This window comes from Gemmatimonadales bacterium, assembly GCA_035502185.1.
Lineage (GTDB): Bacteria > Gemmatimonadota > Gemmatimonadetes > Gemmatimonadales > JACORV01 > Fen-1245.
Genome location: DATJUT010000087.1, coordinates 14,477 through 28,717 on the forward strand (window position 1 = coordinate 14,477; position 14,241 = coordinate 28,717).

The following is a 14,241-nucleotide window of genomic DNA, read 5'->3' on the forward strand; positions in this document are numbered from 1 at the left end:
GCCCCCCGGGGCGCGCGGGGCGGGGCTCAGTAGACGAAGGGGATGAGCTTCCGCACGCGTCGGCGGTAGTCGGCGTAGGTCGGATGCCGCTCCTCGAGCCAGCGCTCTTCGCGACGCGACTTGACGTCGAGGAGCACGACGAGCAGGGCGGCGAAGCCCAGCGCCAGCCAGTCCTGGATCCCGGCGGCGAAGCCGAGGGCCAGGAGCACGAGGCCGCCGTAGATGGGGTGTCGCACGAAGGCATAGGGGCCGGAGGAAACCAGCGCCGCGCCGGCCCTGGGATGGGGGAGGGGCGTGATCGCCCGGCCGAGGGCCCAGACGCCCCAGCCGAACAGCAGGGCACCGGCCACCATCAGCCCCGCGCCGGCGAACCGGAGGACCTGCCGCAGCCCGGCCGGCCCCCACGCCGGCCAGGCCGCCGGCGAGCGTGGACCGAAGAGCACGAGGGCGATCAGCAGCACCTGGGCGACGACGTACCACTCGCCGCGCGAGCCTCTCCACCACGCGGTGCCGACCGGAGACCTCCGCGCGGCCGCGCTAGTGCGCGGCCGCCGTGGCACCGTCCGCGCTCCGGCGCAGCGGCGTTTCGTTCCACAGCCGCGTCATGAGCAGGGCGCCCACCAGCGAGAACGGCATGATCATCCACGTCCAGGCGCTCCAGCCCAGCTTGTCGAGGAAGTGGCCGAGCAGGAACCCCGTGAGTCCCGACGCGAGGTACTGCACGCCGTCCAGCATCCCCGCGGCCGTGGCCGCCCCCTTCGACCCGCCGAAGTCCATCGAGGCCGTGCCGGTGAGCATCCCGTGCACGCCGAAGATCCACATGCAGGTGAAGCCGATCATGAACGCCGCGACCGCCGGCGTCGCGGCCCGTCCCAGGACGAACAGACACACCATCTGGGCCAAGTAGAAGATGAACGCGACCGGCGGGCGTCGTGACTGGAACCAGCGGTCGGACATGTATCCCGCCAGCAGCCCGCCCGCGACGCCGCCGACCGTGACGCCGGTCCCGGCGAGGGAAAAGAGGAAGGTGCCTTCCGCAATGTGATGGACCTGCTTGAGGAACGGCACGAACCACAGCATCAGGCCCTGCCGCACGAATCCGGTGCAGAATTCCGCGACCGCCAGCGTGATGATCACGGGATTCGAGAAGACCCGGGTGGCGAGGTGGTGCCAGTCCACCGGCCGCTCGCGGTCGGCGTCGTGGGCCGTGGCGTCGTCCGTGTCGAAATCGGCGAAGCCCGCCTGCGCCGGCGTGTCCTTCACGACGAAATGGTCGATCACCCCCATCGCCGCGATCGCCGCGGCGGGAATGAGGAAGACCCAGTACCAGGCGAACGCGGCGAGTATCCAGCCGCCGACCGTGAGGGCCAGCAGGTAGCCGCTCGAGATCATCACGCCGAAGATCCCGCCGAAGACGCCGCGCTCCCGCACGTGGAACCACGGCGCGTTGACCTTCACGATGGACATCGCCCCGAACGACTGGAAGTACTGGCTCGCCGCGAACAGCAGCGACATCCCCAGAACGACCTTGGTCTGCCAGCCGCTGAGGAACAGGAGCCCGATCACGAGGTTCAGAACCGCGGTGCCGGCGGCGCCGATCAGGATCGCCTTCTTCCCCCCGATCCGGTCCGACAGCGGGCCGTTGACGAGCACGGACAGGGCGTAGGTCCAGAAGCCCGCGGTCGCGATGGTCCCGAACTGCGCCTTCGAGAGGTGGAAGTAGTCCATCATCCTCGCGCCGGACACGTTCAGGTTGTAGCGGCCCATGTAGAAGGTCGCGTAGGTCAGCCCGAGCGGGAACCAGTTCAGGAACCGGCGCGTGCGGAAGGCGCGGCTGTGCCCCAGCGGGTTGGCCATCGGGCGGCTCCTACCCGGCCTGCGGGGTGTGCATCAGGCTCCAGAGCCGGCCGAAGACCTCCTCGAGCGCGGGCCCGAGCTTCCTCGGGTCGTCGGTCTTCTCCGGCTCGTTGTCGAACACCGCGAACGGCACGTCGAAGCCGCGAACCCGGATCCGCCCCGTCGGCTTCCCGCCGGAGAGCCGCTCCCAGTCGTTCGTCTTGTAGTAGCGCTCCATCTTCTCGTCGGGGAGCGAGTGGTAGAGGATCGAATCCGCCCGGGCGGGATCGAAACGCCGGCGGTTCTTCCGCGCCGACTCCTCGTACGAGACGTTGATGTAGACGATGCCGGCGCGGCTCAGGATCTCGTCGGCGAGGTGCGCGAAGGCCTCGGCGAATCCGCGCTCGCCGCCGCGGGAGAACTCGACCAGGGCCGTATGGGTGGCGGTGAACGCCGGATCCCTGGCCAGCAGCTTCCGGAACTCGAGGTTGATCCTCTCGATGAACAGGTTCCAGAGGTGCTCGCCCTTGAAGAAGTAGTCCCTGGTCGTGAACAGGCGGCTCTGGCCGAGGCGCTCGAGCAGGTCGTCGATCTCGAAGGTCTCCCATACGAAGGGGAAGTCGTCGAGCTCCACGAACGGGCCGACGTGGAAGCGGCGCGAGCGCTCCGGCTCGCCCGTGTGCTTGAGGAAGTCGATGACTTCGCTCTTGCCGGCCGCCGGCCGGCCGATCAGGATGATCGTCTCGAACCGCTCGCCCACGGCGCTCCCCCTCCGAAGCCGTTTCGCGCCCTGCCCCGGCGCCGCGCAACGATACGGCGTTTGACACCGATTCCGGAAGGGCTAGATATGGACCGGACGGCAGGCCGCGGGGACGCCGCGGCGCCGGCCGGCGAAGCTCCACGGGAAGGACGGCGGCATGCAGGTGGCACGCATTCACGGCGCGGGCGACCTCCGGCTCCACGACGAGCCGGTGCCGACGCCCGGTCCGGGCGAGGCGCTGGTGCGGGTGACGGCGGTCGGGGTGTGCGGCTCCGACGTGCACTGGTGGCAGGAGGGCAGGATCGGGGACGACCGGATCGAGGTACCCCTCGTGCTCGGCCACGAGTGCGCCGGCGTGATCGAGAGCGGGGAGCGACGCGGGCAGCGGGTCGCCATCGACCCGGCGCAGACCTGCGGCCGGTGCGAGTTCTGCGAGCAGGGCCAGGTCAACCTGTGCGCCGCCCTCCGGTTCGCCGGCCACGCGCCCCAGGACGGCGCGCTGCGGAGCTACGTGGCCTGGCCGGAGCGCTGCCTCGTGGCGCTGCCCGCGTCGCTCTCCGACGCGGACGGGGCGATGCTCGAGCCGCTCGGCGTGGCGCTGTACTCGGTGGACCTCGGCGAGGTGAAGCCGGGGACCACGGTCGGCGTGTTCGGTTGCGGCACCATCGGCCTGTCGGTGATCCAGCTGGCCCGCGCGGCGGGGGCGGCCCGCGTCTTCGCGACCGACCTCCCCGCCGTGGCCCACCGGCTCGAAGCCGCGCGCCGGTTCGGCGCGACGGCCTTCGCAGCCGAGGGCGGCCGGGAGGTGGAGGGGATCCTCCGGGCCACCGGCGGCCGCGGCGTGGACGTGGCCTTCGACGCCGCCGGCGACCCGGAGGCGGTGGAGGCCGCCGTCGCCGCGGCGAAGCCGGGAGGCCGCGCGATCCTGATCGGGATCCCGTGCGAGGACCGGACCACCTTCACCGCGTCCACGGCGAGGCGCAAGGACCTGGCGATCCGGGTGGTGCACCGGATGAAGCACACCTACCCGCGCACCATCGCGCTGGTCGAAAGCGGGCGGGTGGACGTGCGCTCGCAGGTCACGCACCACTTCCCGCTGGCGGAGGTGGGCCGCGCGTTCGCGGTGGCGCAGCGGCGGGAGGGCATCAAGGTCGTAATCGATTGCTGAGCCGGCCCGCGGCCCGGCGCCCGCCGGGAATGCCCGTCCCCCCGGGCGGGATTCGGGGTTGCGCTTCGCGCCGCCGGGCGGAAATTGTAGAGGTCTTGTGACTTTATCACTCGGCCCGTGGCGCCCGACCGCGAGCGCCGCGTCGCCGGACGACCTTTCCCTCCAGTCGCGAGCGACCCCTATGAGCCTGCGCCGAACGCCCGTCCTCCTGGCATCCCTCACCCTCCTCGCCGCGGCGGCGGCCGCTCAGACCGTCCCCGCCGCCGCCCCCGCCCCCTGGTCGGGGCCGGTGCGCGGCACCTGGGTCCAGACCGGGCCGGCGGCGGCGAACGACGTCGTGCTGGCCGGCGGCGGCGGCGGCGCCGAGATCGTGCTGTCGCCGGGCGAGCCGCTCAACGTGCGCCAGGCGGCGACCTTCCTGGCCGGCGACATCGAGCGGATCAGCGGCTGGCAGCCCCCGATCGTGGACACCGCGAGCGCCGGCCGCGTCGCCATCCGGCTGGTGACGCTGGGATCGGCCCCGCTGCCCAAGGACGTGGACGTGCGCGGGATGGCCGGGCAGTGGGAGGCCTACCGCATCGTCACCACCCCGAAGACCGTGTGGCTGGTGGGGTCCAACCCGCGGGGCACCGCCTTCGCCGCCTACACGCTGTCGGAGCGGCTGGGCATCGACCCGCTGTACCTGTGGACCGGGTCCCGGCCGGAGCACCACGACCCGCTCGTGCTCAGGGCCATCCGCTACGTCCAGGGGCCGCCGACCTTCCGCTACCGCGGCTTCTTCCACGACGACGAGGACATCCTGCCGCGGCCGTTCGACGAGCGGGGCTACCCCTCGCAGCTCGGCGACGTGCCGCTCGACTGGTACAAGAGGTTCTTCGAGACCGCGCTCCGGCTGCGGATGAACATGGTCGCGCCGTACACCCGGGTGCACCGCCGCTACGAGGTGCAGGAGCTGGCCAGCGACTGGGGCCTCTACTACACCTCGCATCACTACGACATCCTGGTCTCGAATCCGTTCGGCCTGACGCGCTTCAACCTCGCCGCCGAGCGCGGCGTGCGGCCGGAGTACGACTGGTTCAACAACCGGGACGGGATGCTCACCTTCTGGAAGGCGGGCGTGCTGGAGAACCGGCACCTCGACGTGATCTGGCCGGTCGGGATGCGCAACACCGAGGACCGCGGCTACGTGTGGCCGCAGGGCTTCACCGACGAGGACCGGGCGAAGGTGTTCCACGAGGTCATCACCGACCAGGTGAACATGGTCCGGGAGCTGCTGCCGCCCGGCAAGACGCCCCTGTTCCACTTCACGATGTACACCGAGATGCTGCCGGCCTACCAGCAGCATCCCGAGACCTTCGACCTGCCCTCCGACGTGATCATCGTCTGGCCGGACGACAACGACGGCCACATGCGCGGGCTGCCCACCAGCCTCGGCCGGTGGAAGCACGGGGTGTACTACCACCTGGCCTACCTGGGCGGGAACCTCAGCAAGCAGAACGTCAGCACCGTCGCGCCGGCCACCATCGGCGCGGAGTTCCAGAAGATCGTGCAGGCGGGCGCCACCGAGTACATGCTGGTCAACATGTCCGAGGTCCGCGAGTACGTGATGGGCGTGCGGATGATCGCCGACATCACGTGGAACGCGGCGGGGGCGCTCGCCGCGCCCGATCCCGCGGGCCGCTACGTGAGCTGGTTCTCCCACGAGTACTTCGGCGCGGGCGCCGCGGCCGCGGCCGCGACGTACGGCCGGTACTTCGACCTGTTCGACGTGCCGTCGCGGCTGTGGAACGCCTCCAACGCGATCCAGCAGCTCGTCGGCCGACTGCACGACCGGGTCCTCGGCCGCGCCACGCCGCCGGACACCGGCCGCCGGCTGGGGTTCTTCGCCCAGGTCCCGCTCGACAGCGCGCTGCCGGTCCTGCGCGCCCGCGCGCCGCAGCTCGACAGCGCGCTGGCGCAGGAAGCCCGCGCCGAGTCGCAGATGACGCCCGACCAGGCCCGCTACTTCCACGACAACGTGGCGCTGGGGCTGTTCCTCGACGCCTGCCAGACCCGGGCTGCGCTGAAGCTCGCGGACGCGCTCGCGGCCACCGACACCACCCAGATGTGGCAAATCGCGTGGCAGGCCAAGCCGCCGCTCGAGCAGCTGGAGGACCAGCTGCTGTGGGCGGAGTATCCGCCGTTCAGCCGCTGGTACCACGAGACCTGGATCCGCTCCGAGTTCTCGCCCAACAACCCGCACCGGGCCTACAACGAGGTGCGCGCGTTCCTGACGAGCCACGGGCGCGAGATTCTCACGCCGCCGCCGTTCTTCTTCCGCCCGCCGGCCGGCATGACCGGGCAGCCGGGGGTGCAGACGGCGCCCGCCGTCCCGCCCGCCGGCGCGCAGCCCCAGGCCCCGGCCTCGCCGCCGACCGCGCTGCCGACGGAGGAGGCCCCGGCACCCAAGCCGCCGGCGCGGCCGCCGCAGTAGTCGCCGGTCGGAAACGAAGCCGCCGCAGGGCGACGTTGGCGTCGCCCTGCGGCGGTCTGTCGTCCAGCCGGGGCCGGTCGAGCGGGCCCCGGCCGAGCGCTACGCCGCCGCCGGCCGCGGGACGCCCCTGACCCCGGGGCGCCCGCCGCCGGACGGCGGATCCGTCACGCGCCCCCGCGCAACGCGCGGATCAGCGTCTCCACCCCGCTCACGTACAGGATCTCGCACGGGCGGGGCCCGGCGACCCACATGTCGTACTCGCCGGTGATCGAGGTGCGGAACACGTCCCCCGCCAGCAGGTCCAGCTCACTGCCCTCCTGGCTCCGCACCCGGGCGCGGCCCGACAACACCAGGCCGACCGGCTCGGGTCCGCCGTGCACGGGCGGGGACGACCCCGAGACGCACTCGGACCACCGCCAGCCGGGGGCGTAGCTCGCCTTCCCGATGGACTGGCCGCCCAGCGTCACGATCTCGATGCGGCCGCTCTCGAACGCCAGCAGGCGCTCGGCGGTGTGGAACCGCTTGACGACGGCGGAGGTGTCGGACTGCGCCAGCGCGGACACACGTGCTGCCTGACCCAAAGGTGGCATCAGAACCCCTTCTGCATCGGGCGTCGGTGGACACTCCGGGGGCCGGCTCGATGCGGTAGGCACTCCGGAGACGGGTCATGCGTCGTGATACACCAAGGTCGCCCTCGGGATTCACGGGGCGGCGCCACGGGCGGCCGCGGCGGCCCGAGGCCGCCCAGCGGCGGGCAGCGTCGCGTCAATTCCCGGGGTGGTACTCGCGCTCGGTGTGGCCCACGAGCTGTGACCGATAGAAGTAGACGGGCCGCAGATTCCCGGAGACGTAACGCTGGGCCTCGTCGTCGAAGTGGGGCGAGGCGGGATCGCCGCTCTCGCCGCCGGCCGTGACGGCCCAGGCGCGCACGCTGTCCCCGAACTCCACCACGGCCACGAAGCTGTTGCCGCCGGTGCCGTACCAGCGCTTGGTGTTCCCGTAGGCGCGGGCGCCGAACGACGCCAGCGAGCCCCACTGCGACGACGTGAAGCCCACCGGGATGCTCGGCTTCGCGTCGTCGAACAGCGGCTGGATGGAGTCGTTGATGCGCTGGAAGCGGTTGACGTCACCCCACCGGGTCTTCCACGTCCCGAAGTCCGCGGTGAGGCTGTCGCAGGCGGCGTTGAGCGCGGCGAGGCGCTCACCCGCCGTGGCGAGGCTGTCCATGAAGCGGTACACGGAGACGCCGTTGACGCGCGCCGCGCGGGCGGTGCGGCGCCACAGCTCGCTGCCCCAGAACACGGCCAGCGTGGTCGGCACCGAGGCGGTGTCCCAGCGGAAGTCCCAATGCCGCAGCAGGTGGATGGGTTCGCCCAGCGTGAGCTTGAGCGGGTTGTCGGCGGGCGTCCGGTCCCAGTCGCGCACCAGCTTCGGGACGAGGAGCGCGAACTCGGGCAGCCAGCTGTCGAACGCCGCGGCCGTGAGCGAGGCGCGGGTGAACTCCCGCTGGGTGGTCAGCAGCCGGAGGGCGTGGTACCCGCGCGGCGACTCCTCCGTGGCGGTCTCCACGTAGCGGGGGAACGAGTCGCGCTGCGGGCTGTCCGGACCGGACGCCGACCAGGGCCAGTTGTTGGAGTTGTAGATCCACCCCACCCTGGGGTTGAGCAGGTGCGGCGTCTCGTCCACCGACAGCAGGCCGTGATAGTCGGTGGCCGGGTTGCTCCCGTCCACCGGCTTGGTCCAGTCGAACGCCGTGTCGCGCCGCGGGATGTAGTTGGCATGGAAGTAGGCGATGTCGCCGTCGGCGTCGGCGAAGATCGTGTTGTTCGACGAGTTGGTGTGCAGCTCCATCGTCCGCCGGAAATCCGCGTAGTTCCGGGCCCTGGTCCGCGTATACGACTGGGTCAGCGCCTGCACCGGCGCCTGCATCAGGCTGACGCTGACCCACCGCTCGCCCTGCGCCCGGACGACGGGGCCGTGGCGGGTGGAGAACGCCGTGAACCGGCGCACGGCCATGCCGGTGTCGGTGCGGTAGCGGATCGTGATGCGGCGCGTGGGCACGGCCAGCACGCTGTCGCCGCGGCGATAGAACCAGCGGTCGCCGTGGCCGGTCACCGTCTCGAGGAACTCGTCGACGTCGTCCACGCCGCTGGAGGTGTGCATCCACCCCGCGGTGGCGTTGAATCCCTGGTACACGAAGAACTGCCCCCAGGTCACCGCGCCGTACGCGTCGAGGCCGGAGTCGCTCGCCATCTGCAGCTCCGAGCGGAAGTAGAACGACGTGTGCGGGTTGATGTAGAGCAGGGCGTGGCGGTCGCGCGCGTCGCTGGGCGCGATCGCGATGCCGTTCGAGCCGGCGGGCTCGGCGAGAAACCCGGGCCCGTCGCCGCCCGGCGCGGGTGCCGGGCCGCCGTCGCCGCCGTAGAACTGCTCGAGCTGCCGCAGGTCCACGCGCTCGACGTCACCGCCGATGCTCCCCTCGGTGAAGCTCAGCGCCATCCAGGGCTCGAAGCGCCGGATGACCCGGGGGCGGACCTGCGGGTGCCGGTAGAGGTAGAAGTTCAGCCCGTCGGCGAACGCGTCCATCAGCGCCTTGAGCCACGGCGGGCTGGCGGCGTACAGCGCCTTCAGCGAATCGGGGTCCACGAACAGCTGCGTCCGGAGGTCGCGCCAGAGCGCGGCCGCGCCCTCGGTTTCGGCCGCGCGGCCGAGGGCGTCGACGTAGTTCATCTCCACGCGGTTGAAGTCGTCCTCGGCCTGGGCGTACTCCACGCCGAACACGGCGTCGGCGTCCGACGTCCCGTGCACGTGGGCGATGCCCCAGTCGTCGCGGACGATCGTGACGTCCCGGGCCTCGCGCTGCCAGCGCGCGATCTCGCCCTTCGAGAACCGCGCGGGCGCGCAGGCGGTGCACGCCGCCAGCAGCAGCAGCGACGGCCGTCTCACGCCGCCAGCTCGCGCAGCGCCCGCACCAGCGCGTCCAGCTCGTCGGTGGAGGTGAACAGGTGGGGCGTGACGCGCACGCCGCGCACCCCGGCTGCGTCGATGGCGACCGTCCAGATGCGGTAGCGGTCGAACAGGAGCTCGGCCAGCCGCGCCGGCTCCAGGCCGGCCACGCCCACGTTGGCGATGGCGCCGGTGCGGGCCGGGTCGCTCGGCGTGTTGAGGGTGATGCCGGGCCGGCCCCGCACCCGGTCGGTCCAGTAGCGCTGCAGCCAGCGGAGCCGGGCTTCCTTGCGGGCGATCCCGATCGCCTGGTGGAAGTCCAGCGCGTCGTTGATCGCGAGCACGGTGTGCACCGGCTGGGTGCCGGTGTGGTTGAGCTTGCGGATGTCGTCGTCGGGCACGCTCAGGTCGGCGAAGGTGGGCCACAGCTCCGCGACGTGGTCGCGGCGGACCCACAGGATCCCCGCGCCCAGCGGGTTGCCGAGCCACTTGTGCAGCGACGAGGCGAAGTAGTCGCCCCGGAGCTCAGGGATCGCGAACTCGAGCTGGCCGAAGGTGTGCGCGCCGTCCACCATCACCTGCACGCCGTGGCGGTGAGCCATGTCGGCCACCTTCGCCACCGGCAGCACCTGCCCGGTGATGTTCACCATGTGGCAGATCATCAGCAGCCGGGTCTTCGGCGCGATGGCGCTCTCGTACAGCTGCACGATCTCGTCGTCGGAACGCGGGTCCATCGGCAGCGAGACCACGCGGTTGACGATGCCGTGGCGGCGGGCCACGAGCGTGAACATGTCGAGCATCGCTCCGTAGTCCTGGGCCGCCATCACGGCCTCGTCGCCCGCCTGCCACCGGAAGCCGCCGATCACGGTGTCGAGCGATTCGGTGGTGTTGCGGGTGACGATCAGCTCCTCGACCGGGACCCCGCCCATCGCGGCGAGCCGCGCGCGCACGGCGACGTTGTCGTCGGCCATCCGGGTGCGCATGTAGCGGGTGGACCGGAGGTTCACGTCGCGCACCCGCCCGATGAACGCCTCGAGCACCGGCTGCGACTGCATCAGGAAGTAGCCGTTCTCGAGGTTCACGTAGTCCGCGGTGAGGAGGTACTTGCCGCGGATCGCCGCCCAGAAGTCCTCGTCCCGGGCCAGAGCGGCGGGTGGAAGCGCGGCGTAGCGCGCCCACGCCCGTTCGCCGAACAGCAGGGCGAGCGACGCGCCGCCCAGGGTGCGCAGGAACTCCCGCTGGTTCATCGCGGCCTCCCCGTTGCGTGCAGTATAATGGTCGCAGCGGCCGGGAACGGCCAAGGAGCCGCGAGGGGAGGGGGAGGGGGACGACGATGCGCATCCGCTCCGTCGCGCCGGCCCTGCGCCGGCCCGCCCGTGCGTGGCCCGGCCTGGCCCTGCTGCTCGGCGTCGCCACCGCACCGGCGGCGGCGCAGCCGGGCCCGCTCGCGCCGGCGCCGCCGATGGGATGGAACAGCTGGGACGCGTACGGGACGACGGTGCGCGAGGACCAGGTGAAGGCCAACGCCGACGCGATGGCGCGCGATCTGGCCCGCTACGGCTACCGGTACGTCGTGGTGGACATCCAGTGGTACCAGCCCACGGCGCGGGGTCACGACTACGCTCCCGGCGCCGCCCTCGCGATGGACCGGTACGGACGGCTGGTACCCGCCGTGAACCGGTTCCCGTCCTCGGCCGACGGCGCGGGCTTCAAGCCGCTGGCCGACTACGTGCACGCCCTCGGCCTCCGGTTCGGCATCCACGTCATGCGGGGCATCCCCCGCCAGGCGGTCCGGTCGAACACGCCGATCCCCGGCACGCCCTATCGTGCCGCGGACGTCGCCGACACGACGAACGGATGCGCCTGGAATCCGGACATGTGGGGCGTGGACCTCCGGAAGCCCGGCGGCCAGGCGTACTACGACGCCGTCGCGCGGCTGTACGCCTCGTGGGGCGTGGATTTCGTGAAGGCCGACGACATGGGAAGCCACCGCTTCCAGCCGCTCGAGATCCGCGCCCTGCGCCGCGCGCTGGACCGGAGCGGCCGGCGCATCGTGCTCAGCATCTCGCCGGGGCCGGCGCCGCTCGATTCGGCCGGGTTCCTCTCGCGCCACGCGCAGCTGTGGCGCATCTCGGACGACTTCTGGGACGAGTGGCGGCTGGTGCGCGCGCAGTTCGACTACGCGCGGGACTGGGCCGGCTTCGTCGGAGTCCGCCGCGCCTGGCCCGACGCCGACATGCTGCCCCTGGGCCGGCTGCGCCTCACCGACACGGCCGGCCGCGGCGAGCCGACCCGGCTCACCCCGGACGAGCAGCGCACGGTGGTGACGCTGTGGAGCATCTTCCGCTCGCCGCTCATCGTCGGCGGCGACCTGCCGACGCTGGATGCGGCGACCCTCGCGCTGCTCACCAACCCCGAGGTGCTCGCGGTGGACCAGCGCGGGCGCGAGCCGCGCCAGGTCCTCGAGCGGCCAGGCCTGCGGGTGTGGCGCGCCGGCGTGCCGGGGAGCGCCGATCGGTACGTGGCGGTGTTCAACCTGGACTCGGTGCCGCGGCGCGTCGATCTCGCGTGGAGCGAGGTCGGGGCGGGCAGCGGCGGCCGCCGAGTTCGCGACCTGTGGGCGCGGCGCGCGCTCGGCACGGCGGTCCGCCTGCAGGTGGACCTCGCACCCCACGCGAGCGTCCTGTACCGCGTCGGCGCCCCGCCGCGTGGGGCCTGGCCTCAGGGCAAGCCGAGCTTCCGGCGCACGTAGGGCCTCACGAAGGCGGCCGGCGGGTTGTGCGCCGTCGCCAGGTCCCAGGCCTGCCGGTACGCCGCCCGTGCCTCGACCGACTTCCCCAGCCGCTCCTCGGCCATCGCCAGCAGGCAGAGCATGAACGGGTCGCGCTGGTTGCCCGGCATCGCCACCGCGCGCGTCAGCTCCCGCTCGGCGGTGGCGGGGTCGCCGCCGTACAGCGCGACGTAGCCGGTGAGGTAGGGGAAGAACCGCTCCTGCTGCGCGGCCATCGCCGAGTCGCCGTCCAGGATGCCGCGTGCGGCGGAGATCTGGCGCCGGGCCTCGGCGCTGTCGCCGCGGCGCGCCGCGATCCGGCCCAGCGCGTGGGCGAGGCGGAACGCCCACAGGCTGCGCGGGTGCGTCGGCGGCGCCGGCTCCTCGAGGCCGAGCTCGTTGCCGCGACGGTACCACTGCTCGGCGGCCGCAAGGTCGCCGGCGTCGAGGCAGACCCGCGCCGCCTCGTCGGCCATCTCGCCCTCCTGGTAGAAGGCGTTCTGCGGCTCGGCCGGCTCGCGGGTCGCCCAGTAGGCGATCACCATCGTCTCGTACCTGGCCGTATTCGCGCAGTCGCCGTCGAAGGCCCACGAGATCGCCATCGCCCGGCGGGCCGCCGCCCTCGCGGCGGGATCGGTGGCGGTGTCGATGACGCCCTGGAAGACGGCGCGCGCCTGCGCGGTCGAGTCCGCCAGGTCGAGCCGGAACGCCCGCCGCATCTCGGCCGGCGGCGCGCCCGGCCCGCCCTGTGGCGGTGCCGTCGGCGCGAAGTAGCGCCGGGCCCACTGCAGGAACACCGGCCAGTCGAGCATGTCGGTGTGGCCGCCCTCGTGCATGCGGAAGGCCAGCTCGCCGTCCATCAGTCCCTGGTCCGCGGCCGGCATCTGGCTCGTCCCCAATCCCCGGGCGCCGAGCAGCCGGTAGACGCTTTCGGCCGCCACGGCGGCGAGGAACTCGCCGTGCGTGTCCACCCACGTGTCCCCCCGGGTTCCACCGGTGACGAACAGGGGGCGCGGCGCCACGAGCGCGATCAGGTCGTGCGCATCCACCGGCATCGCCGCCCAGTGCCCCGCGTACTTGAGGAAATTCCCCGCCATCCAGTGGTACTCGCCCGAGGCGGCGACGTTGTCGATCGTCTCGCCCCAGTTCCGCTTCTCGAGCGAGGCGCCCATCGCGCCCGAGCTGCTCGCCCACACGATCGCCCAGCGGCGGTCGAGCGCGCCCGCCAGGAGCGCGGTCTTGCCCCAGCGCGAGTGCCCCTCGATCGCCGCGCGCTTCGCGTCGATCTCGGGATCGGTCTCGAGATAGTCGAGCGCGCGGCTCATCCCCCAGCTCCAGGCCGCCAGCACGCCCCAGTCGTCCGGCTTCCGCGGCCGCCCGCGGCTCACCAGGCCGATGATGCCCTCGTCCAGGCCCGCGCCGTTGTCGGCCTGGATCGCGGTGGTGTTGACGGTGCCGAACGCCCAGCCCTGGGCCAGCACCTGGGCGATGCGGTCGGGCAGCTTGGTGGTGTCCTGCGGGCCGAAGCCGAAGAAGGCCCCCCAGACGACCATCATGACCGGGACCGGCCGCGTGACGTGCGGCGGAAGGTAGAGCGTGATCTCGATCCGCGGCTTCGCGGCCGGGTAGGCGGAGTTGTCGACGCGGCCCGTGACGCGTTTGACCACCGCCTCGCCCGGATAACGGGCGGAATCCACCTGCGTCACCTCGAAGTGGACCGGCGGCGTGTGGGCGGGGATCCGCCCGTAGATCTCGCGGCTCACCAGCTCGAGGATCTCCGGGCGGCGGACCCGCCACCACGTCGTCGAGTCGCTCACGCGGCGGCCCCGGCTCGTGACGAGCGGGTCGGGGAGACGGTACTCTCCGGCGCGCGCCTCGTCGTAGTTCGACCAGTTGCCCCACTCGGAGCGGACGTAGGTGTTGCCGGCCGAATCGTACCAGTTGTTGCCCGGCGCATTGGCGCGCTGGAAGGTGTTCGGCGGGCGGTTGGGATCGCCGGCGGCCGGGGGCAGCGCGGGCGGGGCCGGCAGGTGGAGCTGCGCGACCATGCGATCGCGGTCCCGCTCCGAGCCGGCCCGGATCGAGTCCATGAACGCCTGGCGCTGGGCCGGCGTCATGGTGCGGAAGTCCGGCACCTGCGCCCGGGCGGCCGGGCTCGCGGCGGCGAGCAGCGCTGCCGCGCCCAGGGCGGCCAGCAGGAAGGACCGGGGGCGGGAGACCGTCGGCATCGGGGTCGTCTCCAGGCTGGTGCGGAACGCGGTGGCGTGTGGGTCAGCTAATGTAGGAGC

The 14,241-nt window shown here is 72.4% G+C and carries 10 protein-coding genes; 3 read left to right on the forward strand and 7 right to left on the reverse strand.

All coding sequences use genetic code 11. The features are described from left to right. Window positions 1–26 precede the first annotated feature (26 nt). From VMF70_11265 to VMF70_11275, 3 genes are read right to left on the reverse strand one after another with little or no spacing between them, the layout of a single operon-like run. Window positions 27–560, reverse strand: coding sequence for an isoprenylcysteine carboxylmethyltransferase family protein (locus tag VMF70_11265; GenBank protein ID HTT68600.1), 534 nt, complete (start codon window positions 558–560; stop codon window positions 27–29). Further along, a complete protein-coding gene (locus VMF70_11270; protein ID HTT68601.1) occupies window positions 538–1,857 on the reverse strand; it encodes an MFS transporter in 1,320 nt (439 codons plus the stop codon). Before VMF70_11270 ends, VMF70_11265 begins: the two co-directional genes overlap by 23 nt. Window positions 1,858–1,867: 10 nt before the next feature. Continuing rightward, window positions 1,868–2,596 carry a hypothetical protein gene (locus tag VMF70_11275; protein HTT68602.1) on the reverse strand — a complete coding sequence of 243 codons (729 nt, stop codon included), beginning with the start codon at window positions 2,594–2,596 and terminating at the stop codon, window positions 1,868–1,870. 157 nt (window positions 2,597–2,753) lie between these two features. Between VMF70_11275 and VMF70_11280 the strand changes: the two genes are divergently transcribed. Next, on the forward strand, window positions 2,754–3,764 hold the full coding sequence (locus VMF70_11280) for an alcohol dehydrogenase catalytic domain-containing protein (protein HTT68603.1): 1,011 nt from the start codon (window positions 2,754–2,756) through the stop codon (window positions 3,762–3,764). 181 nt (window positions 3,765–3,945) lie between these two features. Then, the gene (locus tag VMF70_11285) at window positions 3,946–6,237 is read left to right on the forward strand and encodes a glycosyl hydrolase 115 family protein (GenBank protein HTT68604.1); all 2,292 of its coding nucleotides are present in this window, start codon (window positions 3,946–3,948) and stop codon (window positions 6,235–6,237) included. 164 nt (window positions 6,238–6,401) lie between these two features. Here VMF70_11285 and VMF70_11290 read toward each other — a convergent pair whose 3' ends face one another. The 3 genes from VMF70_11290 to VMF70_11300 all read right to left on the reverse strand — a co-directional run bounded on the left by VMF70_11290 (window position 6,402) and on the right by VMF70_11300 (window position 10,430). Further along, entirely contained in the window at window positions 6,402–6,800 is a 399-nt protein-coding gene (locus VMF70_11290; protein ID HTT68605.1) for a hypothetical protein, read from the reverse strand. A gap of 202 nt (window positions 6,801–7,002) precedes the next feature. Further along, window positions 7,003–9,183 carry a penicillin acylase family protein gene (locus tag VMF70_11295; GenBank protein HTT68606.1) on the reverse strand — a complete coding sequence of 727 codons (2,181 nt, stop codon included), beginning with the start codon at window positions 9,181–9,183 and terminating at the stop codon, window positions 7,003–7,005. Beyond that, complete coding sequence (locus VMF70_11300; GenBank protein ID HTT68607.1) at window positions 9,180–10,430, reverse strand: aminotransferase class V-fold PLP-dependent enzyme; 1,251 nt, start codon at window positions 10,428–10,430, stop codon at window positions 9,180–9,182. The genes VMF70_11295 and VMF70_11300 overlap by 4 nt, the downstream gene beginning before the upstream one ends. Window positions 10,431–10,516: 86 nt before the next feature. Between VMF70_11300 and VMF70_11305 the strand changes: the two genes are divergently transcribed. After that, window positions 10,517–11,935, forward strand: coding sequence for a glycoside hydrolase family 27 protein (locus VMF70_11305; protein ID HTT68608.1), 1,419 nt, complete (start codon window positions 10,517–10,519; stop codon window positions 11,933–11,935). On the opposite strand, the gene VMF70_11310 is transcribed toward VMF70_11305, so the two are convergent. Beyond that, window positions 11,905–14,181 carry a hypothetical protein gene (locus tag VMF70_11310; GenBank protein HTT68609.1) on the reverse strand — a complete coding sequence of 759 codons (2,277 nt, stop codon included), beginning with the start codon at window positions 14,179–14,181 and terminating at the stop codon, window positions 11,905–11,907. The two genes, VMF70_11305 and VMF70_11310, sit on opposite strands and share 31 nt — an antisense overlap. Between the last annotated feature and the right edge of the window lie 60 nt (window positions 14,182–14,241).